This is a genomic window from Peptoniphilus hominis (ex Hitch et al. 2025), from assembly GCF_040096015.1.
GTDB lineage: Bacteria > Bacillota > Clostridia > Tissierellales > Peptoniphilaceae > Peptoniphilus_A > Peptoniphilus_A hominis.
Map to the genome: position 1 here is coordinate 1 of NZ_JBBMFO010000012.1, position 26696 is coordinate 26696.

Annotated in this window: 25 protein-coding genes, 1 tRNA gene, 1 other RNA gene and 1 CRISPR repeat array; of the genes, 2 read left to right on the top strand and 25 right to left on the bottom strand. The window is 35.2% G+C overall.

Annotated elements, in window-relative coordinates:
* The first annotated feature begins 46 nt into the window (after positions 1-46).
* Positions 47-1478: direct repeats of the CRISPR family, unit length 29 nt; unit sequence AGGATCACCCCCGCCCACGCGGGGACTAC.
* Positions 1479-1507: 29 nt separating this feature from the next.
* The 23 genes from cas2e to WMO19_RS04995 all read right to left on the bottom strand — a co-directional run bounded on the left by cas2e (position 1508) and on the right by WMO19_RS04995 (position 24588).
* Positions 1508-2410, bottom strand: coding sequence for a type I-E CRISPR-associated endoribonuclease Cas2e (gene cas2e, locus WMO19_RS04885; protein ID WP_349170472.1), 903 nt, complete (start codon positions 2408-2410; stop codon positions 1508-1510).
* A complete protein-coding gene (gene cas1e, locus WMO19_RS04890) occupies positions 2410-3354 on the bottom strand; it encodes a type I-E CRISPR-associated endonuclease Cas1e (RefSeq protein ID WP_349170473.1) in 945 nt (314 codons plus the stop codon). The genes cas2e and cas1e overlap by 1 nt, the downstream gene beginning before the upstream one ends.
* A 1-nt stretch (position 3355) precedes the next feature.
* Positions 3356-3994, bottom strand: coding sequence for a type I-E CRISPR-associated protein Cas6/Cse3/CasE (gene cas6e / locus WMO19_RS04895; protein ID WP_349170474.1), 639 nt, complete (start codon positions 3992-3994; stop codon positions 3356-3358).
* Between the two features lies 1 nt (position 3995).
* Positions 3996-4709 (bottom strand): type I-E CRISPR-associated protein Cas5/CasD, encoded by a 714-nt coding sequence (cas5e, locus tag WMO19_RS04900; RefSeq protein ID WP_349170476.1) that lies wholly within the window; start codon positions 4707-4709, stop codon positions 3996-3998.
* A complete protein-coding gene (gene cas7e / locus WMO19_RS04905) occupies positions 4702-5790 on the bottom strand; it encodes a type I-E CRISPR-associated protein Cas7/Cse4/CasC (protein WP_349170478.1) in 1089 nt (362 codons plus the stop codon). Before cas7e ends, cas5e begins: the two co-directional genes overlap by 8 nt.
* Positions 5780-6391, bottom strand: coding sequence for a type I-E CRISPR-associated protein Cse2/CasB (casB, locus tag WMO19_RS04910; protein WP_349170480.1), 612 nt, complete (start codon positions 6389-6391; stop codon positions 5780-5782). The genes cas7e and casB overlap by 11 nt, the downstream gene beginning before the upstream one ends.
* A gap of 9 nt (positions 6392-6400) precedes the next feature.
* A complete protein-coding gene (locus WMO19_RS04915; RefSeq protein ID WP_349170482.1) occupies positions 6401-8104 on the bottom strand; it encodes a type I-E CRISPR-associated protein Cse1/CasA in 1704 nt (567 codons plus the stop codon).
* Positions 8091-10838 carry a CRISPR-associated helicase Cas3' gene (gene cas3 / locus WMO19_RS04920; protein WP_349170484.1) on the bottom strand — a complete coding sequence of 916 codons (2748 nt, stop codon included), beginning with the start codon at positions 10836-10838 and terminating at the stop codon, positions 8091-8093. The genes WMO19_RS04915 and cas3 overlap by 14 nt, the downstream gene beginning before the upstream one ends.
* Before the next feature lie 187 nt (positions 10839-11025).
* The gene (locus WMO19_RS04925) at positions 11026-11547 is read right to left on the bottom strand and encodes a HutD family protein (RefSeq protein WP_288166661.1); all 522 of its coding nucleotides are present in this window, start codon (positions 11545-11547) and stop codon (positions 11026-11028) included.
* Entirely contained in the window at positions 11548-12564 is a 1017-nt protein-coding gene (gene fni, locus WMO19_RS04930; RefSeq protein WP_019124836.1) for a type 2 isopentenyl-diphosphate Delta-isomerase, read from the bottom strand.
* Positions 12565-12609: 45 nt separating this feature from the next.
* A complete protein-coding gene (locus WMO19_RS04935) occupies positions 12610-13578 on the bottom strand; it encodes a gluconeogenesis factor YvcK family protein (protein WP_349170486.1) in 969 nt (322 codons plus the stop codon).
* The gene (gene rapZ, locus WMO19_RS04940) at positions 13563-14429 is read right to left on the bottom strand and encodes an RNase adapter RapZ (RefSeq protein WP_349170488.1); all 867 of its coding nucleotides are present in this window, start codon (positions 14427-14429) and stop codon (positions 13563-13565) included. The genes WMO19_RS04935 and rapZ overlap by 16 nt, the downstream gene beginning before the upstream one ends.
* A gap of 12 nt (positions 14430-14441) precedes the next feature.
* Complete coding sequence (murB, locus tag WMO19_RS04945; protein WP_332086730.1) at positions 14442-15335, bottom strand: UDP-N-acetylmuramate dehydrogenase; 894 nt, start codon at positions 15333-15335, stop codon at positions 14442-14444.
* Positions 15336-15470: 135 nt separating this feature from the next.
* On the bottom strand, positions 15471-16331 hold the full coding sequence (locus WMO19_RS04950) for a MerR family transcriptional regulator (protein WP_349170491.1): 861 nt from the start codon (positions 16329-16331) through the stop codon (positions 15471-15473).
* 100 nt (positions 16332-16431) lie between these two features.
* Positions 16432-16914, bottom strand: a complete 483-nt coding sequence (locus tag WMO19_RS04955) for a ferritin (protein ID WP_349170492.1) — start codon at positions 16912-16914, stop codon at positions 16432-16434.
* 97 nt (positions 16915-17011) lie between these two features.
* A complete protein-coding gene (locus WMO19_RS04960) occupies positions 17012-19114 on the bottom strand; it encodes an alpha/beta hydrolase family protein (RefSeq protein WP_349170493.1) in 2103 nt (700 codons plus the stop codon).
* A 27-nt stretch (positions 19115-19141) separates the two neighbouring features.
* Positions 19142-20035: a PSP1 domain-containing protein gene (locus WMO19_RS04965; RefSeq protein WP_019124843.1), complete on the bottom strand. Its 894-nt coding sequence runs from the start codon at positions 20033-20035 to the stop codon at positions 19142-19144.
* Entirely contained in the window at positions 20032-20970 is a 939-nt protein-coding gene (locus tag WMO19_RS04970) for an ATP-binding protein (protein ID WP_349170495.1), read from the bottom strand. The genes WMO19_RS04965 and WMO19_RS04970 overlap by 4 nt, the downstream gene beginning before the upstream one ends.
* The gene (locus tag WMO19_RS04975; RefSeq protein WP_311565831.1) at positions 20970-21260 is read right to left on the bottom strand and encodes a cyclic-di-AMP receptor; all 291 of its coding nucleotides are present in this window, start codon (positions 21258-21260) and stop codon (positions 20970-20972) included. Before WMO19_RS04975 ends, WMO19_RS04970 begins: the two co-directional genes overlap by 1 nt.
* Positions 21261-21268: 8 nt before the next feature.
* Positions 21269-21595, bottom strand: a complete 327-nt coding sequence (locus WMO19_RS04980; protein ID WP_288166671.1) for a cyclic-di-AMP receptor — start codon at positions 21593-21595, stop codon at positions 21269-21271.
* Positions 21592-22200: a dTMP kinase gene (tmk, locus tag WMO19_RS04985; protein WP_349170497.1), complete on the bottom strand. Its 609-nt coding sequence runs from the start codon at positions 22198-22200 to the stop codon at positions 21592-21594. The genes WMO19_RS04980 and tmk overlap by 4 nt, the downstream gene beginning before the upstream one ends.
* Entirely contained in the window at positions 22197-23549 is a 1353-nt protein-coding gene (locus tag WMO19_RS04990) for an aminotransferase class I/II-fold pyridoxal phosphate-dependent enzyme (protein ID WP_349170499.1), read from the bottom strand. Before WMO19_RS04990 ends, tmk begins: the two co-directional genes overlap by 4 nt.
* A 52-nt stretch (positions 23550-23601) precedes the next feature.
* A complete protein-coding gene (locus tag WMO19_RS04995) occupies positions 23602-24588 on the bottom strand; it encodes a biotin--[acetyl-CoA-carboxylase] ligase (protein WP_349170500.1) in 987 nt (328 codons plus the stop codon).
* A gap of 59 nt (positions 24589-24647) precedes the next feature.
* On the opposite strand from WMO19_RS04995, the gene WMO19_RS05000 reads away from it, so the two are divergent.
* A tRNA-Ser gene (locus tag WMO19_RS05000) sits at positions 24648-24737 on the top strand.
* A gap of 3 nt (positions 24738-24740) precedes the next feature.
* Positions 24741-25005: signal recognition particle sRNA large type (ffs, locus tag WMO19_RS05005), an RNA gene on the top strand.
* A 17-nt stretch (positions 25006-25022) separates the two neighbouring features.
* On the opposite strand, the gene WMO19_RS05010 is transcribed toward ffs, so the two are convergent.
* Together WMO19_RS05010 and ispE are read right to left on the bottom strand one after the other, a co-directional pair.
* Positions 25023-25763 (bottom strand): hypothetical protein, encoded by a 741-nt coding sequence (locus tag WMO19_RS05010; RefSeq protein ID WP_349170502.1) that lies wholly within the window; start codon positions 25761-25763, stop codon positions 25023-25025.
* Positions 25750-26595, bottom strand: coding sequence for a 4-(cytidine 5'-diphospho)-2-C-methyl-D-erythritol kinase (gene ispE, locus WMO19_RS05015; protein WP_349170503.1), 846 nt, complete (start codon positions 26593-26595; stop codon positions 25750-25752). The genes WMO19_RS05010 and ispE overlap by 14 nt, the downstream gene beginning before the upstream one ends.
* Positions 26596-26696 lie beyond the last annotated feature (101 nt).

Genomic DNA, 26696 nt, shown 5'->3' on the forward strand with positions numbered 1-26696 from the left:
CACGCGGGGACTACTTGGTTACTATGTAGACTATGACCCATCTCCAAGGATCACCCCCGCCCACGCGGGGACTACTTGGTTACTATGTAGACTATGACCCATCTCCAAGGATCACCCCCGCCCACGCGGGGACTACTTTAATTCCGTCAAAGACTGATGTCGCAGTTGAGGATCACCCCCGCCCACGCGGGGACTACCAAATTCAGGTCTTTTTTCCCCTACCCCAATTAGGATCACCCCCGCCCACGCGGGGACTACCTATACTAAGCGTCCATCTTCCATTTCCTAAGAGGATCACCCCCGCCCACGCGGGGACTACTGTGGAATGGAATTAAAACGACATTACAAACTAGGATCACCCCCGCCCACGCGGGGACTACACTTTAACACTAATGTCATCGCCATCTGGGTCAGGATCACCCCCGCCCACGCGGGGACTACATTTTACTAGGGCTGCTATTGGAAATGGAAAGAGGATCACCCCCGCCCACGCGGGGACTACGTCTCCATGGCAACCTATACTTACAGGAACTTAGGATCACCCCCGCCCACGCGGGGACTACTTAGGCTTGTCAGTAAGTTCTATCAGTGTTGCAGGATCACCCCCGCCCACGCGGGGACTACTTTGGCACTTGTCTAACCTTTTTATTTTCAGGAGGATCACCCCCGCCCACGCGGGGACTACCTGCAGCAGGTGCCCAAGGTGGAATTGAGACTGGGATCACCCCCGCCCACGCGGGGACTACTAGGTCATCAGCAAGGATTTTTGCTTGTCTTTGGGATCACCCCCGCCCACGCGGGGACTACAGAAATGAAGGAAAGGTTTAGCAAGGCTGGAGAGGATCACCCCCGCCCACGCGGGGACTACTGCTTTTATGGGCTTAAAAAAAGCTTATGGGATGGATCACCCCCGCCCACGCGGGGACTACTAGTTGACCTTGTCCCCTAGGGCTTGGAGTTCAGGATCACCCCCGCCCACGCGGGGACTACTAGTTGACCTTGTCCCCTAGGGCTTGGAGTTCAGGATCACCCCCGCCCACGCGGGGACTACATTTAGCTGGTATTGGGAGAACTAATCAGACTGGGATCACCCCCGCCCACGCGGGGACTACAGAGTATATAGTCATCTGTTTTAAATTTAATAAGGATCACCCCCGCCCACGCGGGGACTACCAGGTGCAGAAGTGTTTTTAGGAACGCAAAATAGGATCACCCCCGCCCACGCGGGGACTACTTTGTAGTTTAAGAGAGGAAAGTGAATTTATGAGGATCACCCCCGCCCACGCGGGGACTACAAGAGCTTATCCAGATGATGGTCAAAAAGGCGAGGATCACCCCCGCCCACGCGGGGACTACTCATTAAGTTAAATGGTGCTACTATTAGAACTAGGATCACCCCCGCCCACGCGGGGACTACTTGCTCCAGATAAAGCTGTCTACGGGAAAAATAGGATCACCCCCGCCCACGCGGGGACTACACTTAAAAGATCCCATAATTTTGCCTTTTTTATTTTAAAGTGTCTATTAATTTTTTCACTTTTAAAATTAATTTTTCTTCCAATCTTGAGTCTTCCAATGCTCTATGAGGTACTTCTTCCTCAATTCCATAGGTTTTCAAAACTGTGTTAAGTTTATAATTTTTAAGAAATAAGTTTTCTTTTTTTACATATTGCATGATGTCATAAACTTTATTTTTTATTTTTGGCAAATTTTCTCTATCCAAGGCTTCGTTTAAAAATTGTATGTCGAAGTTTACGTTATATCCCACAAGGTTATTATCGCCAATAAATTCAGAAAATTCTTTTAAGGCTTTTCCTAAAGGTACTCCTTCTATTTCTAGCATTTCATCATCTATAGTAGTGAGCCTTACTATTTCTTCTGGCAATTTTTCTTGAATTTTTATCAATCTGTGAAATTCTTCTCTGTTTTTTCCTACTTTCACTGCACCTATTTCAATAATTTTATTATTATTTATGTCTAGCCCGTCTGTTTCTATGTCTATTACTACATATTCTTTTGCTCTTTCTTTCTCTACTTCTTTTTTTAATTTGCTATGCTCTATATTTTTTATTTTTTTAAATTGAGCTGCTTTTGAAAATCCTTCTTTTAAGGTATTTTCTCTTTCTTTTTCATCTTTTTTTACAAGAACCAGTGGAATACCCTCCGAATCTATTACTTCTCTAATTCCATTTATGGTTTCAAAGTTATAGCCAATTTCATTCCTGTGGTAATAAGATATTGTCGCCTCACCATCTTTTAAGTTATCTTTTACTCTCTCCCAAAGTTTTTCTCTTACTTTGGTGTTGAGATTTCCAACATATACTCCAGTAGCAACTTCTTGCAGCCATTTGCTCAAATCTCCTCTAAGGGAATTGGGAACTTTTGATAGTGTTATTACTGTGAAAGGCATTAGTTATCACCTTCTGTGTAATTCACTCCATATTTTACTAATTTTCCCTTGTCATCCCAAAGACTTATGGTGTCTAAATTTACTAAATCATCTGGATTTATTTCCATTAAATACTGCAAATCTTCCACAATTTTTTTCATTAACTTTCCATCCACACACTTGTCTCGAAGCATTTGTCTAGCCATTCTTCCTATGTCGTCGTCTTCTGATGCTTCTTCTGCTATTTTAAAGGAAAGGGGTATTGTGTATTGTGCCTTGTATAGGTCTGCTACATCATAGACAAAGGATTTATCGTGACCTGTGTGGACAAAACCAAGTCCTGGCGACATTCCTAAGGCAACTATTACACTGTGACAAACTCCATATAGTGCTACATTGGCAGCTGATAGCGCCTTGTTCACTATTGTGCCCTCTTCATAATTGTCTGGATCGTAATCTCTTTTTGTCCATTCAACTCCGTGCAGTTTGGCTTCTTTTCTGTATAAGTTTCTTATTCTAGCTCCTTCTCTTCCTCGAAGCTGCTGCATGGTGAGTTTCATGACATCTTCATCTGGAAATCGCATTTGATACATTTTTCTTGCCACTAATAATCTAGTATTCCTGTTTGAAAATAATACTGCTTGTTTTTCAAGGAATTTTGTCGAATGTGCCAAGGGTCTTCCGTTAGCGTAAAGTCTTACTCCTCTTTCTCCAGCCCAAATTATAGACGTGCCTGTGTCAGCTAATAATTCAACTGCTCTATGGCTTATTTCTGTTCCTGGTCCTAGCATCAATATCCCAATTATGGCAGCTGGTATTTTTATTATTCCCCTGCTGTCAACAACTGTCAGTGCTCCGTCTTGTCTATTTATCTTTGCGTGCTCAAGATATATGAAGCTAACTCTATCTTCGATTCGAGGTAATTCTGTAAGTTCGGGCTTTTTCCCACCAGCAATTTCATTCATTTTACATCACCGGTATAACAGTCATCATTCCAAATCCATAAGCTTTTTCTCTTCCTATGCCCTCTTTAAGTGTCTTTATAAATTTTTCTCTGTCTTTTATTTTAAGCTTACCTTCATAGACAACTTTATTTAGTTTTACATGTTTCATGCCTCTTTTCTTGAGAAGAGGATGTGCTCTTTCAACTATTTGAAAATCTTCGTCTTTTAATTCAAATCCATTTTTTAAGGATCTGTCTAATAAAAATTTTCTTTGGTCTTCGATGTTGTAGCAGGGATATATTTTTCCTCTGCCTTTAGTGTTTTCATCCATTTTTGATATTACAGGGTTTAAGGCTACTCTAAATCTAAGTGTCTGACCTTCTTTTAGTTTTTCTAAAAATATTTCATAATCCTTTGTCTTTGCAGTATTAACTACTCCATATTTTTCCAAGGTTTTTAAATCTGGCTTTACTTCTGAGACTATTAAAAGAAAAGTTCTATCGCCTATTCTATCAATTCTCCATAGTTTCCTGCTGCGCTCATTTTCATTAATTTCCTCTGGAAAACTCATCTCAACCCAATTGTGGTAAGCTCCAAGATGAGTGAGGTCTCTAATTTTTCTTCTGTTGTTAAGGTCGATTTCAACTTGTGATATATACATATTAACCTCCTATTGCTCCAAAGGCATCGTGCTCAGTTTCGCCCACATTTCTATCTACTTCGATGTATAAGAATGATTCGCCCCTATAGTCAAACTTTCTCTCCTTTTGTGAAAAAGAGATTGCCTTGTCCTTTCTAAGTTTTTCCCTGGAACTTTTTATAAATTTTGAATCGCCACAAATTTTTAGTCTATTGCTCTTAGTCAATCTATTAAATTTACTTGCTTGCCAATCTGTCTTTTTTAACAGTTCAATTGCTTCTTCTTCATAAATTCCCATGATAAAATCATAAGTAACTGGGCAAGATCTTTTTCCTAAGAATGTTTGGAAGTAAGGCTTTTTTAAGCTTTCATAAATCTCTTTTATAAAATTATCGTCATTGTGACTTAAAGCTACTAAAAATATAGCATCGGAAAGGTAATATCTATTTGTTACATAATTTCTATCAAGAGTGCCATTAGATTTTAATTTTTGCGCAATATGATAGTCTCTTAATAGAACTCCTGCTTGGTCGATTCTCACTCCAAAGTCTAATTCATTTAATTTTTTTAATTTTTCTTCTTCATCTCGCCTGTATCCAAGAGACGCTGCAAGGATACCTAAAACTCCACTCTTTGATGGATAGTCGTCAGTATGCCTAGTTTCAAAATTTGAGCCCGTGCCCCAAGCTTGCAAAGGTCCCTGAAATTTTAATAAAATGCTTTTCAATTTACTCACCCAATTCGTCAGGTATTATTTCTCCAAGTTTTTCTTCTAAATCTTTTAATAGAGCTTTAAAATTATCTTCAACTTTTATTCCATCAATGCTATTAAATTCATTTAGTGATAGGCAAAAAGTTGCAAGAGGTTCTTCAACAAATTTTTCTGATTTTTTGTATTCTTTCAAAAGTTTTTCTACTGATTCTTCAACAAAGCCTTCATTTTTGTAAGCTTTTACTGGGTTTTCAAAGGCACTTACAAGGTTTACTGGTCTATCCTCTCTCAAAGTAACCATAATAAATGAAGGTATAGTTGTGTTTGCAAAGGTGTTTACTTTTCCTGTAGGAAGTGATTTTGCAAAAGCTTCTACAAAAAGTTTTAAGGCGTTAATTGTCTCTTCCTTATCGGATAGTTGTCTCACAAATTCGTGAACAGCAACATTGGTGTATCTATATAGGGTTGAGGAATTGTATTCAATTGTGCCCAACATTCCTGCTCCTGCATTTGTTTCTTCTTGCAAGTCATCAACGGCTGTGAAAAAATCAAATTCTGTTTCTACTGAGTGAGTTGATATTGCGTGAGCAACTTGACAAGATGCATCCTCATTAAGCGATGGATCGTCTGCAACCATTCGTCCAAAAAGTGCCAAGTCAACAGCTGGATCATCTTTTAACATTTCCTTTAATAAGTTTTTATCCTTAACTCCATCTACTGCAGCTCTTGCTAATTTTTCTGCTTGAGAATTTCCCAAGAAAAACAAGGCTGTAGTTTTAAAGTTTTTAGTTTTTACTCCAGCATCTTTTAAGATTTCATCAGCCATCTTTAGTGCTTCTTCATCATTTTTGCTTGAATCAATTTTCTTTATTTTTGATGCGATGTAATCAGGAATTTTATAACTTCTCACTCCAACATTGCCATCTTCAGAATTTTCCAAAAAATAACTTCTTATTGCTCTCTTCCAACTTTGAGAACTAACTCTAGCTCTCCTAACTCCACCATATTGAGCAGTCTTAGGGCTACCAGTGTCATCTCTATTTATATTTGATGGTGGCAAAGTTTGTATTGCATTAACATCCATAAATAAATTCTTAGTTTTCATTTCCTTCTACTCCTTCTTCTTTTTCATTTTTTACAAAATAGTATCTGCTTGCCCATGAGAATTTTACTTCTTCTCCATATCCAGTTAAAAATTTATATAAATCTCCTGAAAGTTTTGTATAATTAACTTTCGCATCAGTCTTTGACTTTAAAAGTTTTATCATTTGTCTCATGTGATGTGACAATTCTTCAAAGGTTGATGAAGTAATCATAGTGTTAAATCTTCTGTCTGCTGCTAAAGAATCTTCTCCCTTTCTGAGAAAACTTAGTGAATAACCAAAATTTTTCCACTTTTCTGCATCTTTACTTAATAAAACACTTTCTGATTCAGCTTGTTGATGTAGTGCATAAAGCTGGATTGTTGTCACTATTGCTTTTTCTTCTTGAGATAATTTTCCATCAGAACTTAAAAAATCTTCTGGTAAATATCTAAAAAGCAAAGGCAAAAGATCAATAGATTCAGTTAGTGGTCTATTAATAGAATTTCTAATATTAGCTAAATTTGCCCTGCCATTACTAGGGTTAATTTCAGATTCAAGCTCATTTAATATATTTCTTGTGACCGATTCAACTCTAAAGGTCTTGCTCTTTTCTTTAACCATTTTATCCTCCTATCCTATAGTTTTATTTAAAATATTTATAAATTTATTGTAACAAGTTGCAATATTCATAACCTTTCCATCTTTTTCGACGCCCCTATAATCTCTTGAACTTGCCTCAAAAATAATAGTTTTTGCTTCATTTTTTACAAGAGATTTTAATTCATCTTTCCACTCTCTAGTCTTTTTATTTTTGTCATCATTTTTCTCTATGCTTGCAAGCCATTCCTTAAAAGGATCATTGAGTTTGTAATAAAGTTCCTCAATTTTTTGATTTTTAAAAGTTTTACTCTTGTCATTTCTAACTGTCATTAGGTCAGAAATAAAATATCCAAAAATTCCAGATACAACTTTTTTGGTAAGCTCAACCTCATCATTTATTCTAGGCACCCAACCATTTTTATAGGTATCACTAAGTACCATTTCCTTTATCGCCATGTCGTCATAAATTTCATCTACGGGTACCCAAGAAGTTGCATTGCCATCATCTTTCATACTTATGGATTTTATGACAATTTCATATTCGCCAATGGTTTCCTTTAAATTATTGTTAAACTTAATTATTCCAGGTACTTTTGTCTTTGATTCACTTGTTTCATCTAGGTTTGAAATTAATCCAAAGGACCTCCAAAGCGATTCACCAAAAGTATGTTTTCTTGGTTTGAATTTATCTTTATCTGGTCCACTGGCATCAATTTTCCAAAGTGTCATTGCTTCTAAAAATGCATCCAGATGATTTATCTCTGGTATCTTAACGATGTCAAAATAAAAAGCTTCATTAAAATCTTTTTTAGGATCAACATAGATTGCTCTTGACCAATTTGTGTATAGTTCTGACAAATTATCTGGGTTTTTATTAGATAAGTAGTTTCTAATAATTTCTGAGCTATCATATTCCCAACAGGGTCTTTCTATTTTTCCAATAAAGTTTTCATCTGGATTTGGCAAAATTAAATTCAAAAGAAGTGTGTCAAATAAATTTTTGCCAGATAAATAAATTCCACCAATGTCAAATAGCCAGCCCTTTGAATTTGGAACATCATATTTATCTTTACCAAAAATTACTTTATCAGAAAGTCCAGAGTAGCCTTGGAAGGTCAAAAGCCATCTTAGCGCTTCATCTTCTTTTAATATCTCCTTGTTTGAATTTGCATCAGACTTAGGAGAAAAGAGTGCAACCTTATTTCCACTTTCAGAAATCATTCTATTTATGTTTTTCCCACTAATTGAACTTGGATTTTTCTTGTTAATATTTTTCTCGCCAATATCTTCCTTCCTCACTTGGTAAAAAGGATACTTATCATCTAAAAAATAAAAGTGATCCTTCCACACATTTAAGTAATCTGAAACTATTTTTGGAAATTTTTTACTTTCCCATAAATTTTCCCAAGTTTCTTTTAAACTATCTGTGTATTCATCAATATAATCTTCATCTACATCATGAACTTGCCTAAATTTCTCATCAAGTTCAATTCCTATGTGAGGGTTTCCCTGGTAGTCAAAGCGAGAGAATACAGTTTGCAAAACAGCTAATAAAAGTCTAGTTATTGCAAAATCTTGAGTCTTAGTATCTGTTGCAAGGTCTGTATATTTTTCTGCATTCTCAAAAATTTCAATAAGTGAAACTTTTTTACTCTCCGAGTTCTTCGCCTCAATAACTGGAATCCAACTTTCTTCCAATAAATTATATCGTCCCAAATTTTCACACCCTTTCATAAAATAAACCAAATTTTTTATCGTAAATTAATTTATAACCATTTAATATAAAGCTATTATCTTCATCAAAAATAATTCCAAGAGATCCCTTGAGCCAAGTTTTACTTTGCCAGCTTGCAAGATTCTTTTTGTTATATGCTTCAAGCTCTTTTATTGTATTTTCAAAAGCCTTGGGAAACTTACTTAGGACTAGAGGTAGTCTTAATGTTTCTCTGGCAATAATTTTTGCAGTTTCTGGATTATCAATATCCATAGAAAGATCCACGCCATCCCTAAAAGTTCCATAGCCCTTAGAAACTTTTTTCATAGCTATAACTTCTATTGTGTCGTCAATGTCTCTTACCCTGGCATATCCAATTTCTTCTGTGTCAAGTGGTACTGGAGTCTCCAAAAGACCGATAAGAGTTTTTTTACCAGTGCTATCCGGTTTCCCAAGTTTATAAGTCTTTGCCCGCTCTTCCTTATTGTTAATATTAACTTTTCTTTTAAGAGCTCTATCCTCCATTATTTTTAACAAATCATCTGCTAAGTCAACTTCTCCGCCTTCATAAACTTTATCAACTAAGATAGAAATATCTTCTGGAATTTTTATAACTTCAGGCAAAAAGTAATCACTCATCATTAAAATATATTCGTCATAAATAGCCTTGGTCTTTTCCTCATATTCAAAAGTTTCACTTGTGCCAAGGACATAAAGTATTGGGACTTTGTAAAATTGGCTCCTATCTATATCGTGTCTTTGCAGTCTTCCAACTCTTTGTATAAGTAAATCTATTGGGCAGAGGTCGCTTATCATTACATCAAAATCTAAATCAAGACTTTGTTCAATAACTTGAGTTCCTATTATAATTTTTCTCTTTGGTCTCTTTGCATTTTTTGAAACTAAGCTGAGTAATAAATTTTCTCTTTCAACCCTATGCCTTGCAATGTAATTGGAGTGCAAGAGTTCAACAGAATCACTTCCAAATAATCTTTCACACTCTCTTGCAAGTTCCTGCGCATCCTTTACAGTATTTAAAATTACTCCAATTACGCCTTCCTTTTCATAAAGCTGTTTCAATAAATTTAATAAATTTTCCTTGTCTTCTCTTATGACTTTTATCTCTTTATTTGCTATTTTTCTAAAATTATTTTGAAATTTTATCTCGTCCCCATCAGTATATGTAATCAATGGATATGCTGTAGATAAAACTTCTTTAGGTTTTTTCACTTCCTTCCACTTGAGACCGCCACCTCTCATATAGTTTTCCACAAGTTCAAGTCTCCTTTTTTTAGGAAGAGTTGCCGATAAAATTATTACAGGAACTTTATAGGCGCCCATCCACCTAAGAGCTTCCTTTAAATACTGCATCATGTAGGTATCATAGGCATGGACCTCATCTATAACTACAACTTTTTTCGTAAAACCGAGATGCCTAAGTGCCAAGTGTTTTTGTTTTAGTGCAAGAAGTAAAAACTGGTCCACAGTACCAATAATAAAATCGTCTAAAGCAGTTTGCTTCCTTCCAGAAAACCACTCATTAATAATTACGCTGCCTTCTTCATTTTCGGGATCCACATTTTTTGCAAGACTGGTATAATTATCGTTTAATGATGCCTTGCTGTGGGCAAGCCTAATACTTGCATTTGACTCAAGGTCTCTTGACAAACTTTCAAGCCAATCTTCCACTCTTGTAAACATTCCATTTGAAGTAGCTTGAGTTGGCAGTCCAAAGAAAAGCCCACTCCTATTGGTTTTGTAAATTAATTCTTCTACAGCAACAAGAGATGCCTCTGTCTTTCCAATGCCCATTGGCGCTTCCAAAATTATAAGTCCTGGCTCCTTGGCACCCGAAATTGCATCTACAAATTTTTCTTGAATTTCATTAGGCGAGTCAAAGCCAAACCTATTTTTAAAGATTTCTCTTGTTTCAGAAAAATTATTAATAATTATTGGGTCGTTTTTATACCACTTGCTCCAGCCTTCTATAAAACGCTGGTAACTATCCTCTGGCTCAAAACTATCTATATCAAAAAGCGGAAAATAATGTTCATTACTGCTGATCCAGTCTGCCATAATTAGAAGACCAGAAAGAAGAAAGGCTCCTTCTTGAGAAATTTTTGGAATATCTTCTATACTTTTAAACTCAGCTTCATCCATGGCATATTTAAAATTTTTTCTCTGCTCTTCGTCCCATTTTTTATGTACTTCATTTTCCTCATCTTCGTATTGGAAATAATTTGAAGCATAAGAAGATTTTTGAATGTCAATTATTCTCTTGCTGTCAATTGGCTTGCCATGGTGAGCACCAACTATGGATGCCACATCATCGCCCACTCCATACCAAGAAAGGAGACACTCTGAACCGAGAGCGTGATGACTTTTATTAGCTGATGCTCTGTCAAAAATTTTTAAGTCATAAAATCCATTTGATTCCAATCTCTCTATTAAATAATCATCTAAATCCCTTGAATTATTGTAGCCTGGCATAGTTTGAAAGGCTGGGGAGCACTTATGTAAATCATGCGTCAAAGCCAAAAAAATAGAGAGGTTTTTTGCAATTTCCTCTCCACTAAGATCTACTGAATTAAAGCTCAAGGAATTTATGATGAAATTTTTTTGACCAAGGCTTAAATAATGCTCCCAAAGACAACAAATTACATTTTTTGTATCTTCGAGATGCTGTTTGAGAGGCAGCCATTTAAAAAGTCCACCCTTTTCTTCTTTCTTCGCCCAAAAAAATTTATTTATCATAATATTCTCCTGATAATTTTAAAATTTTTCTCTTGCTAATATAAAAAATATATTCTCTTTAATAAAATTTTACCACTTTAACATCTTATTTCAATTGAAATAAGAAATATATTTTAATTTTTATATTAAAATTTAAAATAAAAAAACTCCCTACTTTTTAAGTAAGGAGATCATCTTCTAAATAATATTAAAATTCGCAAATTATTATTTTGCCAAGGCCTTCTATGTTAATCTTTTCTTTTTCAAGATATACTGCTGAGAATTTTTCAAATTCTTTTCCCTCTACTTTTAAGTCAGCGTCGTAATTAAAAATCACTGCGCGAGATTTTGCAAAGTATTCAAAGTTATTGATGTTAAGGGCGTACATCATTGCGTCAAGTCCCTTTTTGTAAATCAAATTGAAGTCTCTAACATCGCCAGATGATTTTGTCTCGTCATCGCCATTAAAAAATAAAACTTCATAGGGAGCCAAGACAAATTTTTCGCCAGCTGTTTCTATATTCATGACATTATTTATTGGGGCGATGTATCTGTTAAATCCCTTGTAAGGTGTGTAGTTTGAAACTTTTTCATTGCAAGTTGCAGTGGAAATTCTAAAATCAAAGTTTTTTTCGCCAACACTTGCGCCTTCTGGATAAATAAAGACTTCTGTTGTTACTCCTGCTGACCATTTTGAATCTTTAAAGTCATCTTTTTTTATAAATTTCATTTAATCACCTAATAAATCCTTTAATTTTCCAGTGACTTTGTAGTCAACTTTTTTAAGTTCTTCTATATTTTTGACACCTGAAAGCATCATTAGCATCTTAGTCTTTTCGATTAGTCCTTCAATGTATTTTAATGTGTATTCATAACCGCCGTGAACAATGTAAGATAAGATTTCGCCGCTAATTGCTGTCATTGATGCTCCTGCTGCTAGGCTCTTAACTATGTCCATGGAATTTTTTACGCCCCCAGCAGAAATTATATAGAGGTCTTTTAGCTTTAGTCTATCTGCTTCAATTAAGGATAGGGCAGTTGGTATTCCCCAAGAAAATAAATCTGATATATCTGAATTTGGATCTCTAAGATTTTCTATTTCAAAAAAGTTTGTGCCACCGTAGCCTGATATGTCAACATATCTAACGCCAATGTCGTATAGTTTTTTTACTGTTTTTGGTGACATGCCAAAGCCAACTTCTTTTACTATAACTGGCACTTCAGATTTTTTTACTATTTCTTCTACATTTTTAAGTATGCCACAGAAGTTTCTCTCGCCTTCAACTTGCACAAGTTCTTGAGCAGGATTTAGGTGGATTTGAATTGCATCGGCAGACAAAAATTCTACAGCTTTTTTCGCATCTTCAACTGTAGAAAATCCATTTAAGTTTGAAATTACAATGCCATCTTTAATTATTTCCCTTACAATTTCAAAGGATTTTCTTGAATCTTCATCTTCAAGAGCAATTGCCTGTGAGCCAACAGCCATAGGCAAATCAAATTCCTTTGCCACATTGGCAAGATCTCTATTTATTTCCTCTGAAAGATCGCTGCCACCAGTCATGGCATTAATCATAAGTGGGAAGTTTACTTTTTTATTTAAAAAATTTACGCTTGTATCAATTTCGTCGTAATCTATTTCTGGAATAGAGTCATTATACAAAAAGATATCAGAAAAAAGTGTATCGCCAACATAAGTTGTGCGAAGAAAATTTTCTATATGCTCTGTCTTTCTATATTTCCTCATTGCATCCTCCTTTAACAAGTAAATCATATCATTTTATAAATTTTTTTACAATAAGGCTTCTTTAAAAATACTTGCTCCAATTTTATCGCCGTCATGCCTGATGAAGCCATCCTTTATGTCGATAAATTCGCCCTCTGTAAGCTTTACTTTTTTCTCCTTAAAATAAGCTCTGTCTTCATGACTTACAAAAATTGGAAGGGACTCATCCTTATTGTAATAATTTTCATAAACCTCATGGCTTGCCCTAAAATCGTTGGCAATGACTTCGTCTATAAATTCATAATCTGTGTGTTTTAAAATTGCATCAAAGTGGTCCCGAAGGGAATAATTTTTTGTCTCCCCCTTTTGGGTCATGGCATTGGCAATGTAGATGACATGTGCCCTTGTGTCTCTTAGGGCTTCATTTATTCCTGCTATTAAAAAATTTGGAATAATAGAAGTGTAAAGGGAGCCTGGACCAATTATAACTATGTCGGCATCTAAGATTGCCTTTAATGCATCATCATTTGCCCTTGGATAATGAGGAATCATGCTCATTTTTTCAATTCTTGTATTTAACCTATAACACATTTTGGGAATGTAGGACTCGCCAACCACCTTGTCCTTGGAGGCAAATTCTGCAACGAGATGGGTTTCGTCTAAGGTTACTGGTATGATTTTTCCTGTGACATTAAAGACGCTGCTCATTTCTATTAAAGCCCTGTCAAAAGACCCAAAAATATCTGTTAAGGCAGCGATTAAAATATTCCCCACATTTTGATTTTTTAAGGTCCCTGAATTAAATCTGTAGTTCAAAAGTTCCTTTAGGGTTTCATCAGTATTGGATAGGGCAATTAAACATCTCCTCACATCACCTGGTGGGAGAATATTTAATTCCTTTCTGAGGATGCCGCTGCCGCCACCGTCATCGGACATGGAGACCACAGCAGAAATGTCCTTTGTGTAATTTTTTAGCCCACGCAAAATAGTGGAGATTCCCGTACCTCCACCAAGGACTGCTATCTTTTTTTCCATAAATTTTTCTCCATATCTCTGTGAGTGACATAAGTTGACTTGTATTCTTCTTTTAGAAGTCTGCCAATCTCTTCGGCAATAGTCACTGACCTGTGAAAACCACCAGTGCAACCAATGCCAATAGTCAAAACTCTCTTTTGCTCTGCCATATAATTGGGAATCAAAAATTCAAGTAAATCAATGGTTTTGTCAATAAAGGTCTTTGTCACATCCCACTTCATCACATAATTTTTGACTTCTTCAGTCTTTCCATTTAAATCTTTGAGCTCCTTGATATAAAAAGGGTTTGGCAAAAATCTAACATCAAAGACTAGGTCGGCATCCATTAAAATTCCGCTCTTGTAACCAAAACTTGTCACTTCAATGGCAAAATTGTCCTTCTCATCATAGGAGACAAAGGCCATAAGTTGGGTCCTCAAATTTTTTGTGGAAAGTCCACTTGTGTCAATGACAAAATCAGCATTGTCCTTTACCTTAGATAGGGTCTCTTCCTCAAACTTGTAGCCCTCAACTATGGAAGAATTCATTGGGTGAGGGCGTCTTAGCTCCTTATACCTTGCCACAATAGTTTCCATGTCGGCGTAGAGAAATAAAAGTCTTGTCTTTACATTCATTCCCTTTAAATCTTCATAGCTAGAGAAAAAGGAATTGAAAAACTCGCCACTTCTTAAGTCTACAACTACGGCAACCTTGTCAAAATTTTTGCTCTTGGCATCAAGTGCCATCTCACAAAATTTTGGAAGAAGAGCTGGCGCAAGATTATCCATGGCATAATAGCCCAAGTCTTCAAAAACATCTAGGGCATAGGACTTGCCTGATCCACTCATTCCAGTAATAATTATAAGTTCCATAAAATCACCAAATTAATCTCCAATAATTTTAACTTCTCTCTCCAAATTTACGCCAAACTTGTCATGGACAACCTTTTGCACAATCTCAATAGTTTCAAGGACGTCACTTGCAGTTGCCTTATTTTTATTTACAACAAAGCCGCAGTGTTTCTCGCTAATGCCTGCCCCCTTGTGAGTAAAGCCCCTAAGACCTGAGTCGTCAATTAATTTGCCGGCAAAATATCCAGTGGGCCTCTTAAAGGTAGAGCCAGCAGAAGGCATATCGAGAGGTTGCTTTTCAGCTCGTCTTCGGTCAAATTCCTCGTACTTTTCCCTTATTTCATCCTTATTTCCTTGACTTAAAGAAAAAGTCGCGCCAAGGACAATTAAATCCCTCTCTTGCACAAGAGAATGTCTGTAAGAAAAATTCATATCTTGGCAGGGCACTTCTATCACTTCATAATTTTCGTCTAAAAGTCTCACGCTCTTAATGACATTTTTCATCTCTCCATCATAGGCACCAGCATTCATGACAACACCGCCGCCAAGAGAACCTGGTATGCCGTGGGCAAACTCAAGTCCAGTAAGAGAATTTTCCATGGCAAACTCGCTGATCTTCTTTAGGCTGGCACCTGCTCCTCCATAAATTTCTGTGTCAGAGATTTTTTTCACTTCATTTAATTTATTTTTAAGCTTAATAATAATTCCATCAAAGCCCCTATCCCTCACAATAATATTTGTGCAATTGCCAAGGATATAAAAATTGTAATTATTTTCTTTAATTTCTTTTAAAATTTCAATGAGAGACTCCTCGTCCTTAGGTTTTATGAGAAGCTTAGCCGGTCCACCTACGCAAAAAGAAGTGTGGTTTGTCATGGGCTCGTCATAAAAAAAATCTCCCAAATTTTCATTTATATTAAATTTCATATAACACCTCGAAATATTATTACCATAATTATATCATTAAAGAGAATAAATATTAACTTCTCTATTATTTAAAAAAATATAATAAAAAAACTCCATTCTCTTAGTAAAAGAATAGAGTTTAATGTACTTTTAAATTTAATTTTCCTTAAAATTCACTTGTCTTAAAAACTTTTCATTGCTTTCTAAAAGTTTATTGTAATAGTCATCATAGGCTGGGCTCATTTTTCTAATTAGTGGTAAGGCCACTTCGTAATAGTTATTTTTTATCATATAATTTTTTATCTTGTCCTTAATCGTTTTTAGTGGGCTATTTTTATACTCATGGCTTTCTAAAAATTTTTCATAGGCTTTTATATTATTTTCATTTTCCCTTAGCCAGTCTTCAAAATTATAAGCCGCCTTGATTTTTTCACTGTTTATTTTTTCCAAGTCTTCATTTTTAAAATCACTAGTCAAATTTTCTATATAACTCTTTTCCTCTTCTGTAAAATCAATTTCGGGAAGACTGTCCAAAAAATTTACATATTCATTAAAGGCTTCTTCTTCATCTTCTTTTAATTTTTCTTTTAAAAAGGGTTTATAAGTCATAAAGAAAGCTTGACCAAAATATCCTGGGAAAATTCTTGTAAGTTTCTCGTAAATGCTCTCTTCCTTTTCCAAAGTATTTAATTCATCAGTGATTTCCTTTAAATCATCGCCCCTAACTATTCTTTCAAGCAAATTCTTTTTATTTTTTTCTAGTTCAATTTTATAGTCTCGGTCTCTTAAAATTTTTCCAATTTTCTTGTTATTAGAATCTAAAATATTTTTAATTTCACTTATACTTAGTCCAAGTCTTCTATAAAGGGAAATTTTTATAAGTCTATTAAGGTCTTCTTCTGAATAATTTCTGTAATTATTTTCCTCAAAGGCAGGCGATATCAGTTTCTTCTCTTCATAATATAAAATTGCCTTCCGCCTAAGTCCAGTAATTTTTTCCACTTCGCTTCTCTTCATAATTCACCTCCACTGATAGTCTAAGCCTGTCCCTTGGGTTCAAGTCAATATAAGTTTATAAAAAAAAGATACCCCAAAGGGTATCTCAATTTCATAGTTCTTATCTTCTGCCAAGTTCTGCGTCGTAGATATAAAGTCCAGCCCAGCTTTCGTTGATTCTTTCAAGTCTTTCTATAATTCCTCTGAAGTTATCTTCTTCTTCAACTTGTTCGTCAACATACCATTGTAGAAGTGAAGTTACTCTGTGGTCTTTTTCTTCTACTGAAAGTTCATAAAGATCGTTAATTCTTCTTGTAACTTCTTGTTCATGTTCATAAGCTGTCTTGAAAGTTTCTGTGAATGTTCCAAATTCAACTTCTGGTTTTTCAATTGCTTCAAGTTCTGGTCTAACATCTATTTCAAATAAAAATTGTCTTAATTTTTCTGCGTGTACAAATTCTTCTTCGGCTTGTTTGTTAAAGAAGTGAGCGAATCCGTCCATTCCCTTATCTTTTACATAGTTTGCCATTGAATAATAAATATATCCTGAAGATACTTCAAAATTGTATTGTTCGTTTAATCCCTTTATTAATTTACTTTCCATAATAAAAAACCTCCTGTGATTTTATTTATAAATTTACTAAGCTATGAGCTTTGTTTCTCATAATTCTATGTTACCCGTAAAATTATTTTTAAAACAATTAATTTGAAATCCCTAAATTATCTATTGAGATTTCTATATTATCCATGAACTTAAACTCAATTTTATTTATTTCTTCTAAATTTAAGTCCTTATTTTTATTTTTGAAATCTTCCAGTGGAATTAAAACTGTCTGTGGCACAAACCTGTCTACAAAATCATCAGTTAGATAGTCAGTCTTGTAGATAAAAGCCTTTGTCATGGGACTTAAAATTTTATACTTGGATGCATTTAATGAGGCTACATTGCCCCAAGTGTCTTGAATTTCTATTCTTACTGCATCTCTTTTATCCTCATAAGTTAAATTTTCCATGTCAAATTGTAAAAACTTTCCACCTGGAATTTTTTCAGTCAACCTAATTCCATAGCTTGAATCTTTTTTTGCCTTCATAAAAACTGCTGTTGTATTTGAGTCGCTTTCGCCATAGTCGTGGCTGTCTTCATAAATTTCATTTAAGCCATTAAAATTTATTATTCCGCCCTCTACTGATGTTGTTGTCAAATCATAATCTTCTTCAAAATCTGCAATTTTATAAAAGCTTGTGTCCATATATCTAGAGTAGTAATTAGTCTTTGGAAGATCTTCATAATTACTTGGTCCCTCCCTAAAAATTTCTCTGTTGTAAGTTTTTCCAAAGGCATTTTCCAAAAAGTTTAAGCTGTAAATTGATAAAATTTCCCTTTGGTCATCTCCATCAAGTAGCTCTTTTCTATTTAGGAAAAATCCCTCTGCTGGGTCTAAGTCAAAGTCGCCCCAAAGTGAATTGAAGTTGCCATGATTTCCATAGGCAAAATAAAGAGCTGCCTTAAAATTGTCCCTACCTCCAGAAAAAATTACATTGTCATAGAGGAGCATGCCCTCGAAGCCATCAACATCGGCGTCGTTACTGCCGCCAATTGTGAGGTAATCTACATCTCTTAAAATTATGCTCTTGTCTGAAGGCTCATATTGGTCGTAAGTCGGTGCAACAGTTATTATTCCCTTGATGTTAAACTTGTATTGGTGAGAAATATTTCCATCGTCGGGATGAAGGTTTAGCTGGTTAAAATTATAGGCAATAGCTGCTGCTTCACCACCACGAGAGTGACCAAAAAGAGCTATGTTTTCTGGGTCGAATTTGTTATAAAGTTCGCTATCTTTAACCTTATTTCTTGATAAAATATTTTTTATATTTTCAAGTAAGAGGACTGCCCTGGCGTCATTTTCATTTGAAAGGCCAAACTTGAAAAATCCATTTAACATATTTTCATCAACTGATACCATGGCAATACCCCTCTTTGCAAGGTAATTGCCTAGGTAGTCGTAGCCCAAATAATTTTTTGTTGTAAACCTGTGGTTGCCATGGAGGACAAATAAAACTGGAGCCCTATCTAAATCCTTTGGTGCATAAACCCTTCCCTTGACCTCTGTCTCCCTTAGGGTCTTTCCGAAAAATTTGTCCCTAACTTTTTTTGTCCTGCCCCTATATCTTACAAAGTCTGATAGATCCACTGGCTTTCCCCTATAGTCAATTACTTCTACTTCATACTTTTCTGGCTTTGAGGCAATTTTATTTTTTTCCACGCCTAAATCATAAATTTCTCCACTGTCAAAGCCTGGGAAGACCATAAAATAAATTGAAGCCCCAAGGATAATTGTGGTCGGAAGTAAAAATATCAGTGCCTTTTTCTTTTTATTTTTTGCAAAGGAAATTAAGGACTTTGCAAAGGCAACTATGACAATAAAAGCTGCCCCTATAAAAATTATTTCAAAATAATCTATGTCCACATAATAAAGACACTCGTCGTAAAAATATTTTATTCCATAGATGAGTAGGGCGTAGATGGCTAAATTTTTTGTCCTAATTCTCTTTAAGAGAAGAAAAACAAATTTAAGCAAAAAAATTGCAAGAGTATAAAAAACAAAAAATAGAAGGGCAAAAATTATAAAGGCTAAAATTTTTGGCACCTTAAAATCTTCTATGTAATAATAAAAAAATGTGGCAGAAAATAAAGACATTATCGCCACAATTACATAGGCAAAGCCACTTGCCCTTCCAAAATGTTTCTTGAAAAAACTATTTATTTTGTTTGATATTTTTATTAAAAAATTATTTATTTTCATAATAAGGGGATAAGCCCAAACTTATCCCTAATCCCTCTCTAATTCTACAAGTTCACTTTCGTCGTACTCTTCAACATTAAGTGACTTTGATTCATTTATAAAAGTTTTGTTAAACTCGCGAGTTCTCTTTATTTCATCAAGTTCAAGATAGACAATTTCCTTTTCGTCATCCACTTCATACATTACCTTTACAAGCTCTTGTATTGTGTAAGTGGAGACAACTGTTGCCTTGCCCCTATCTGTCCTTACAATTTCGCCTTCTCTTGGCATTTTCTTGTTGATGCATTCGTAGCCATCTTGTTCATATTTTAAACAGCACATAAGTCTGCCACAGATGCCAGAAATTTTTGTAGGATTTAAGCTAAGGTTTTGGTCCTTTGCCATTTTTATTGACACAGGAGAAAATTCACTTAAAAATGTGGAGCAACAAGTTGGTCTGCCGCAACAGCCTAGTCCTCCAACAAACTTTGCTTGGTCGCGAACTCCAATTTGTCTAAGCTCAATTCTTGTCTTAAAAATTGAGGCAAGATCTCTTACCAATTCTCTAAAGTCAACTCTTCCATCAGCTGTGAAGTAAAATAATAATTTTGAGCGGTCGAAAGTGTATTCACATGAAATTAATTTCATGTCCAGACCATGCTCTTCAACCTTTTGCTCACAAATTATAATTGCTTCCTTGGCTTTATTTCTATTTTCCACATTGATATTTTTATCTTCTTGGTTGGCAAGACGAATAACAGGCTTTAATTCACCCTTAATACTTTCTTCATCTATTTCCTTTAAAAGTTCCACTGCGCCAAACTCAAGTCCACGCACAGTTTCCACTATTACATAATCTCCAATTTTTATATCTATATCAACGGGATCAAAATAATAGATTTTGCCAGTTCTCTTGAACCTAATTCCAGCTATTTCTATCATCTAACTCCCCCTAATTCCATTAAAAGTGTTTCTACATTTAAATCAAAATTTATATTTTTTTCACTGCGGACAAGGGCATTTATAATTGCATCATAGGATTTTATAGCCCTATCCACACTTATATTTTCTAATTTTAACAAGTCAATTTTATCTGTATTTACAATTTTTTCTTCTCTGCCAGTTTTCAAATAAATTAAATCCAAATACCAAGTCAGCATAAAATTTAGAATCTCTGCAAAGTCTTCTCGATTGTCCTTAAAAAAAGTAAATTCATCAAAAATAAATTCAGTATTTCTAATAATTTTATCAAGAACCTTTATTAGGTCCTCTCTCTTTGACAAAAGTTCTGGGTCTTCAGAATATTTAAGGGCAAGGCTGACATTTCCATTGGAAAGGCGAGAAAAAAGCCTTGCATTTTTTTCTGTAATATTTTTCTTCTTCAAAAAATCTTCTATTCTATCTCCAGTGACATCAGAAAATTTTAAAACCCTGCACCTGGAAATAATTGTTGGAAGAATTTTTTTCATAGTACTTGAAATTAAAATTAAAATCAAGTAGTCCATGGGCTCTTCCAAGGTTTTCAAAAGTGCATTTTGCCCCTCCACTGTAACCTTGTCGAAGTCGTCAATAATTACAATTTTGTGGCTGCCAGAGTAGGGCTTGGAAAAAGAATTTTCAATAATTTCTTCTATCTCTTCTTTTTTTATGTTGCCCTCATTTTTAACAATATAAAGATCGGCGTCTTCATAGTCATCTATGCCACTAAAAAATCTAAGGGCCTCGCTGTCATCTTTTAAAATAGCCCTGGCAAAGTTTTTTGCGTGAGAAAATTTGCCAATGCCCCTTGACCCACAAAAAAGATAGGCGTGGCTGTAGGACTTGTTGACTAAATCCCCTTCCAAGCTATTTATAATTTCTCTATTTTCTAAAAACATTAAATTCTCTTAGACTCTTCTAGGTCAACGACAAAAATTGTGGCTCCAGAAACCTTAAAGTCTCCCTTTTCTATGTGAATATCTTCAGGCTCAGTTAGTTCTTTAAATATTCCATAAATTTTATCAAGCTCACTTTCTTCACAGCCCAACAAAAGTGTAGTGTTGCCAGATTTGAAAAAACCACCTGTAGAAGAAAGTCTTGTAACATATATATCTTCGTCTAAAAATCTATCTATTATTGCATCTGTGTACTTTTCTTGCACTATTGCTATCATCATTTTCGTATTCATAATATCACCTAAAACTTTTTAAAATCAAATACATCTATGACAAAAATTGTCGCTCCGCCAACTTTTACAGTGATTGGCACAGGAATCATGGCTTGACCAGGAATATTTATGGGCTGAATAGTTCTCTTAACTTCTCTAGTCCTTGAGTTTTCTTCCAAAATTTCCATAAACCTGTCCTTTTCTTCATCTTCAATACCTGAAAGAAGTGTGACATTTCCAGATTTCAAAAATCCGCCAGTGGAACTTATTTTTGTAACTTTAAAATCGTTTTTGTTGAGGATTTTTACTAAATTATCGCTATCCTCGTCTTGAACTATTGCGATTATAAGTTTCACACAATCATCCTTTCTTTGAGAACTTTCATGCAGTCGCAAAAAACTTCTTCAATGCTTTTATTTACATCTATAAAATAATAATTGTCTTCTTGACCTAAATTGTTGTAGTAGTCGCGAACTTTTTTATGAAATTCGTCAGGCTCTCTTTCAAGTCTGTCGTAAGAAGACTGGTCCTTCCTGTGTAGGGTAACTCCGCTGCTCCTAAAGATAAATACCACATCGGGTTTTAGCTTTCCCGTAGCAAAATTATTTATGGAAAGAATGTCTTCTAGGTCTTGTCCCCTGGCATAGCCTTGGTAGGCAAGAGATGAAAGGACATACCTTTCGCAGAGAACTATGGCCCCCTCCTCTAGGGCAGGAATTATTTTTTCGTAAGTGTGTTGAGCCCTGGATGCAGAATATAAAAGGGCTTCTGTCCTCATGTCCATTTCCCTTAAATCTTTATCAAGAATAAGATCTCTAATTTTTTCAGAAATTCTTGTACCGCCAGGCTCTCTAGTCTTTATAGTTTTTTTATTATTCTTTAAAAGTTCTTCATAAACTAAATTGCAAATTGTTGATTTTCCAGACCCATCAGGTCCTTCAAATGTAATAAATGCACTCATTTAACTACCTCAATTTTATCTTCACAAAGTCCAATTACTTCTATTCCTTCACTTAAAAATCTGTCAATATTTTCTATCATTTTATCATCAATAATTTCGCCAAAGGTCACAAGAGGTACTCCTGGTGGATAGGCTCCAATGATTTCCTTGGAAATCCTGCCATAGCCATCTTTATAAGAAATATATTCTCCCTGACATGAGTTGGCTTCTCTAGGAGTCATTGCCATCTTTGGAATTTCAAATTTAAAGGGCAAAATTTTCTTATAATCACAATTATCATAGGATAAAATTGCGTCCCTTAACTTTTCTATTTCTTCTTTAGTATTTATTGGTGAAATTATGGCAAGAGCGTAGTAGAGGTCTCCCATCTCAAGCCTTATATTTTTATTTTTTAAAAAATCTTCCACAATTTCTTCGCCACTCATGCCCCCAATTCTAAATAAAAATTTCATGGGGTCATTGGCTACTATAGACTCGTGACTTAAATCTATCTTATAATTTATGGCTCTCTTTAAATTTCCAAGGTCTCTAGTCCTCTTTTCAAGCTCGTATCTTCCCACTTCCTCCATATATTTTAAGCCAGCCTCAATGGAAAGCATGAATAAGTAGGAGGGCGATGTGGAATTATAAATATTTACATATTTTAAAAGTTCTTGGTGAGAAAATCTATCTGTCCCCCTGTGAATTAGAGCAGTCTGTGTCAGTGATGGAATCATCTTGTGAGTTGAATTTATAACTAAGTCCGCACCTGCATCTAGGGCTGAATATTTTTTTAAGTCTGAAAAATAAAGGTGGGCGCCATGAGCTTCATCAACTATAACTGCTATCTCCCTGTGGTGAAGAATTTTTACAAGTTCTTTTAGCATTAAAATTCCACCAAAATAATTTGGGCTAACTAAGACGCAGGCTGCAATATTATTTTTTTCTATTTTATCAAGAAGTTCTTCTTCATCAATTCCAAAATACATGGCGCGATCTTCGTCATAAATTGTATTTAAGTAAATCGGCTCTAAATCATTTAAGAGAAGGGCATTGTAAATGGACTTATGGGCATTTCTCTGAATTAAAATTTTATCCTTTGGTCTTGTCGCCATGGCTATGGCAATGTGAAGGGCACCAGTTGATCCATTTGTCGTAATAAAGGACTCCTTTGAGCCAAATAATTTTTTTATCTCTCTGTGCAGGTCCTCTATTGCTCCCCTTGGCTTTAAAAGATTATCTGTATCTAAAATTTCCGTCAAATCATTTTTTATGTCCAAGTCAAAAAAGTCCTTGCCCTTGTGACCTGGCATGCCAAAAGAAATTAAATTTTTTACTTTGTCCACTTCATTTTTTAAGGGGGTCTTCATCTTTTCTCCTCAACTTCCTTTAATTATACTATAATTTAAAGGCATTTAAAAGTTAGCCCTTTTTATAAAAATCTCCCTTTATAGAAACTTCGCCACTGGAAAGAGTGAGCCTTTCGTTGCCAGTGTCTACAATTAAATTGCCCTTGTCGTTAATGTCCACTCCCTTGGCAGAATATTTTTTGCCATTTAATACAAAGGAAAGGTCCCTTCCAATTACTAGGGAGTGTTTTTTGTAGTAGTCAATTATTTCCTTATCACTTTTTACATAATTATTTTCGTAAAAGGCATTTAAGACGCAGGATAAAATTTCATTTCTTATGACATCAGTACCAATGTAACCTGCAATGTCCTTTAAGTCTTTGAAGCTGTCGTCCTTTGGCTTGTTAACATTAATTCCAATGCCCACTATGACAGACTTTACGCTTCTGGACTCAAAGTCTGCATCAAGTTCAGATAAAATACCGCAAATTTTTTTGCCCTTTAAAAACAAATCATTTACCCATTTTATCTCTGCTTGCTTGCCTGTTGACTCCCTTATCCCCTCTGCAACGGCTACGGCAGCCTTAACTGTAGTTAAGTCAAAGTAAGAAAAATCGTAGGAGTCCTTGGGATGTAGGATTATGCTAAAGTAAACTCCGCTGCCCTTAGGTGATGTGAAGCTCTTGCCAGTTCTGCCTCGTCCACCCTTTTGCATGTCAGCTACAATTACAGTAAAATCTTTGACATCACTAGAATAAAGTCTCCTCTTTGCTTCCGTGTTTGTAGAGTCAATTTCGTCATAAATAACTATATCAATGTCCTTTAATTCATCTCGAAGACCCTTTCTTATGCCTTCGTCAGATAATTTGTCGTCGCTTTCTACAAGTTTGTAGCCCAGCTTTGTCTGCGATTCAATTTGAAATCCACTTTCCTTTAAGGAATTAATAGCCTTCCAAATTGCAGTTCTTGAAATATTTAATCTTTCTGCCAGCTCTTGACCAGAAATATAATTTGCCCTATTTCTTTCTAATTCTCTTAATACAATATCCTTTGTTTTCAATATATCACCTTATTCTTGACATTTTTGTAAATCTACTGTAAAATAATTTTCTAGGCTATGGAGAGATGTCCGAGAGGCTGAAGGAGCCCGCCTGGAAAGCGAGTATACATGAAAATGTATCGGGGGTTCGAATCCCCCTCTCTCCGCCATCGCCATGCTAAGTGGGAAATTAGCGATGTCCTGTACCTGCGATTCGCTACAGCAGGGCTGAATTCCCATTCGAGGACTTTAATTTTGCAGTCTGCCCCTTATAAGTGGTGTTGATGATTGGGTCCTGCGCAACAGAAACTTATGAACCGTGTCAGGTCTTGATCGAAGCAGCACTAAGTAAGATCTTTTGTGTGCCGCAAGGGTCGCCTGGTTTGAGCTAACTGTAAGGGTAACGTGTGAGGTTAACTTTCGAAAATGGGTGCATGGCTACATATTAGTCCCATTTATTTGGGACTTTTTTTATTGCCCTTTTTTAAAAAATTGGAGACATTTAAAAGTTCTCCTTCCTTTAAAACCTTCTTTTCCCTCAAATATTTTTCTGCCCTGGAATAAAATCCCCTCTTTGAGCCAGTCACATAAAAATAATCTCTTATGTAATTTTCCTTTTTGTAGTCATAATCTTCTAAAATGGCATCAGTATTCGAAAAGATTTCAATATTACTAGACTTATCGGCAAAATATTTTTTGAAAAAATCTTTTTTTAGATGAAGACCACTAGAAGCCAAAAAGATTAAATCGTACTTCCTAAAATCTTCGTCAGAAAAGTATTCATCAGAGATCATTCTTACTATTTCATCAGCAAGACCATCGTTACAAGCATTAATAAGTAGGGGCAGGCTCAAGTACGATACAGGAGAATCTGTGAAGCCTCCTAAAGTTTTTTCAGCTGAAGTAAGCTCTGTCCCTAGGCACAAAATTCTCTTATCCTTTAAATGTTTCTTAAGGGCTTTTTCTCCAAAGTCTGCCCTCTCATCATCCTTAAAATAATTTATGGCATCAAAGTCCATGACATAAATCTTTTTATCTTTTTTAAAAAATTTTTCCAAAAATTCTATTCTTGCGTTTACAGCTTCTCTCTTGTAAAGTCCATAGTATTCAAACCTTTCATCAACATAATAATTTAAATAATCTCTATGGGCTTCATAAAGTCCAACTATGCCAGGACCTGTGTCAAAAACTGCCAAAGCCTTCACCTACTCTCACTTTATATGTATACTTATAAATTTCTTTAAAATAATCATAAGCCTCTTCCAAGGATTTTTCATCTGCAAAGATGCCAAAAATCGTGGCACCACTTCCACTCATAAGAGGAGCCGAATTAAAGACCCTTAATTTATTTTTTATATCCAATAAATCTGGATGCAAAGAAAAAACTACATCTTCCATTTTATTTCTAAGATAAAAATTTAATTTTTCTATGTCTAGCTCATAAATGCCTTCTAAAATTTTAGAAAAATCAATTCTCTCCTTATCAATTTTTATTTTTTGGTAGACTTCCTTAGTTGAGACGCCGTAGCCGGGGTTTATGATTAAAACATGATCAAGCTCTATTGGGTCTACTGCCTCTAAAATATCTCCTATACCCTTTGCAATTTTACTTCCGCCAGTCATCATATATGTAAAATCTGCTCCGAGACCCCCTGCCATCTCAATTAGTTCAGCTCTTGGAATATTTATCTTGTAAAGGTCATTTAAGGCGTAAAGGCAAGCTGCTCCATTGGAAGTTCCCCCAGCAAGACCAGCGGCAATGGGAATTTTCTTTTTAATTTCAACCTTAAAGGGAAGGTCATAACCCACCCTGTTTTTTAAAAGTTCATAGGCCTTATAAATTAAATTGCTTTTTAAGTCAAAGGAAAATTCTGGTATTATTTCTAGTCTCTCGCTTTTAGAAAAAACCATCTCGTCACATAAATCTGTCATGACCATTAAGGTTTTTATGTCGTGATATCCATTTTTTCTCTTGCCTGTGACATCGAGAGATAAGTTTAACTTGGCATGAGCATTTTTCTTAATCATAATACACCTCATGTTAATTATAATTCATAATTTATTATTTTGCATCATTGTAAACCCCAGATTTTATATTGATAATAATTTTAATAAAATTTAAATTTGAG

Excerpts from the sequence above, each read along its gene's own strand:
- cas2e (WP_349170472.1), bottom strand. The coding sequence starts at position 2,410 with ATGCCTTTCACAGTAATAACACTATCAAAAGTTCCCAATTCCCTTAGA.
- cas1e (WP_349170473.1), bottom strand. The coding sequence starts at position 3,354 with ATGAATGAAATTGCTGGTGGGAAAAAGCCCGAACTTACAGAATTACCT.
- cas6e (WP_349170474.1), bottom strand. The coding sequence starts at position 3,994 with ATGTATATATCACAAGTTGAAATCGACCTTAACAACAGAAGAAAAATT.
- cas7e (WP_349170478.1), bottom strand. The coding sequence starts at position 5,790 with ATGAAAACTAAGAATTTATTTATGGATGTTAATGCAATACAAACTTTG.
- casB (WP_349170480.1), bottom strand. The coding sequence starts at position 6,391 with ATGGTTAAAGAAAAGAGCAAGACCTTTAGAGTTGAATCGGTCACAAGA.
- WMO19_RS04915 (WP_349170482.1), bottom strand. The coding sequence starts at position 8,104 with ATGAAAGGGTGTGAAAATTTGGGACGATATAATTTATTGGAAGAAAGT.
- cas3 (WP_349170484.1), bottom strand. The coding sequence starts at position 10,838 with ATGATAAATAAATTTTTTTGGGCGAAGAAAGAAGAAAAGGGTGGACTT.
- WMO19_RS04925 (WP_288166661.1), bottom strand. The coding sequence starts at position 11,547 with ATGAAATTTATAAAAAAAGATGACTTTAAAGATTCAAAATGGTCAGCA.
- fni (WP_019124836.1), bottom strand. The coding sequence starts at position 12,564 with ATGAGGAAATATAGAAAGACAGAGCATATAGAAAATTTTCTTCGCACA.
- WMO19_RS04935 (WP_349170486.1), bottom strand. The coding sequence starts at position 13,578 with ATGGAAAAAAAGATAGCAGTCCTTGGTGGAGGTACGGGAATCTCCACT.
- rapZ (WP_349170488.1), bottom strand. The coding sequence starts at position 14,429 with ATGGAACTTATAATTATTACTGGAATGAGTGGATCAGGCAAGTCCTAT.
- murB (WP_332086730.1), bottom strand. The coding sequence starts at position 15,335 with ATGAAATTTAATATAAATGAAAATTTGGGAGATTTTTTTTATGACGAG.
- WMO19_RS04950 (WP_349170491.1), bottom strand. The coding sequence starts at position 16,331 with ATGAAGAGAAGCGAAGTGGAAAAAATTACTGGACTTAGGCGGAAGGCA.
- WMO19_RS04955 (WP_349170492.1), bottom strand. The coding sequence starts at position 16,914 with ATGGAAAGTAAATTAATAAAGGGATTAAACGAACAATACAATTTTGAA.
- WMO19_RS04960 (WP_349170493.1), bottom strand. The coding sequence starts at position 19,114 with ATGAAAATAAATAATTTTTTAATAAAAATATCAAACAAAATAAATAGT.
- WMO19_RS04965 (WP_019124843.1), bottom strand. The coding sequence starts at position 20,035 with ATGATAGAAATAGCTGGAATTAGGTTCAAGAGAACTGGCAAAATCTAT.
- WMO19_RS04970 (WP_349170495.1), bottom strand. The coding sequence starts at position 20,970 with ATGTTTTTAGAAAATAGAGAAATTATAAATAGCTTGGAAGGGGATTTA.
- WMO19_RS04975 (WP_311565831.1), bottom strand. The coding sequence starts at position 21,260 with ATGAATACGAAAATGATGATAGCAATAGTGCAAGAAAAGTACACAGAT.
- tmk (WP_349170497.1), bottom strand. The coding sequence starts at position 22,200 with ATGAGTGCATTTATTACATTTGAAGGACCTGATGGGTCTGGAAAATCA.
- WMO19_RS04990 (WP_349170499.1), bottom strand. The coding sequence starts at position 23,549 with ATGAAGACCCCCTTAAAAAATGAAGTGGACAAAGTAAAAAATTTAATT.
- ispE (WP_349170503.1), bottom strand. The coding sequence starts at position 26,595 with ATGATTAAGAAAAATGCTCATGCCAAGTTAAACTTATCTCTCGATGTC.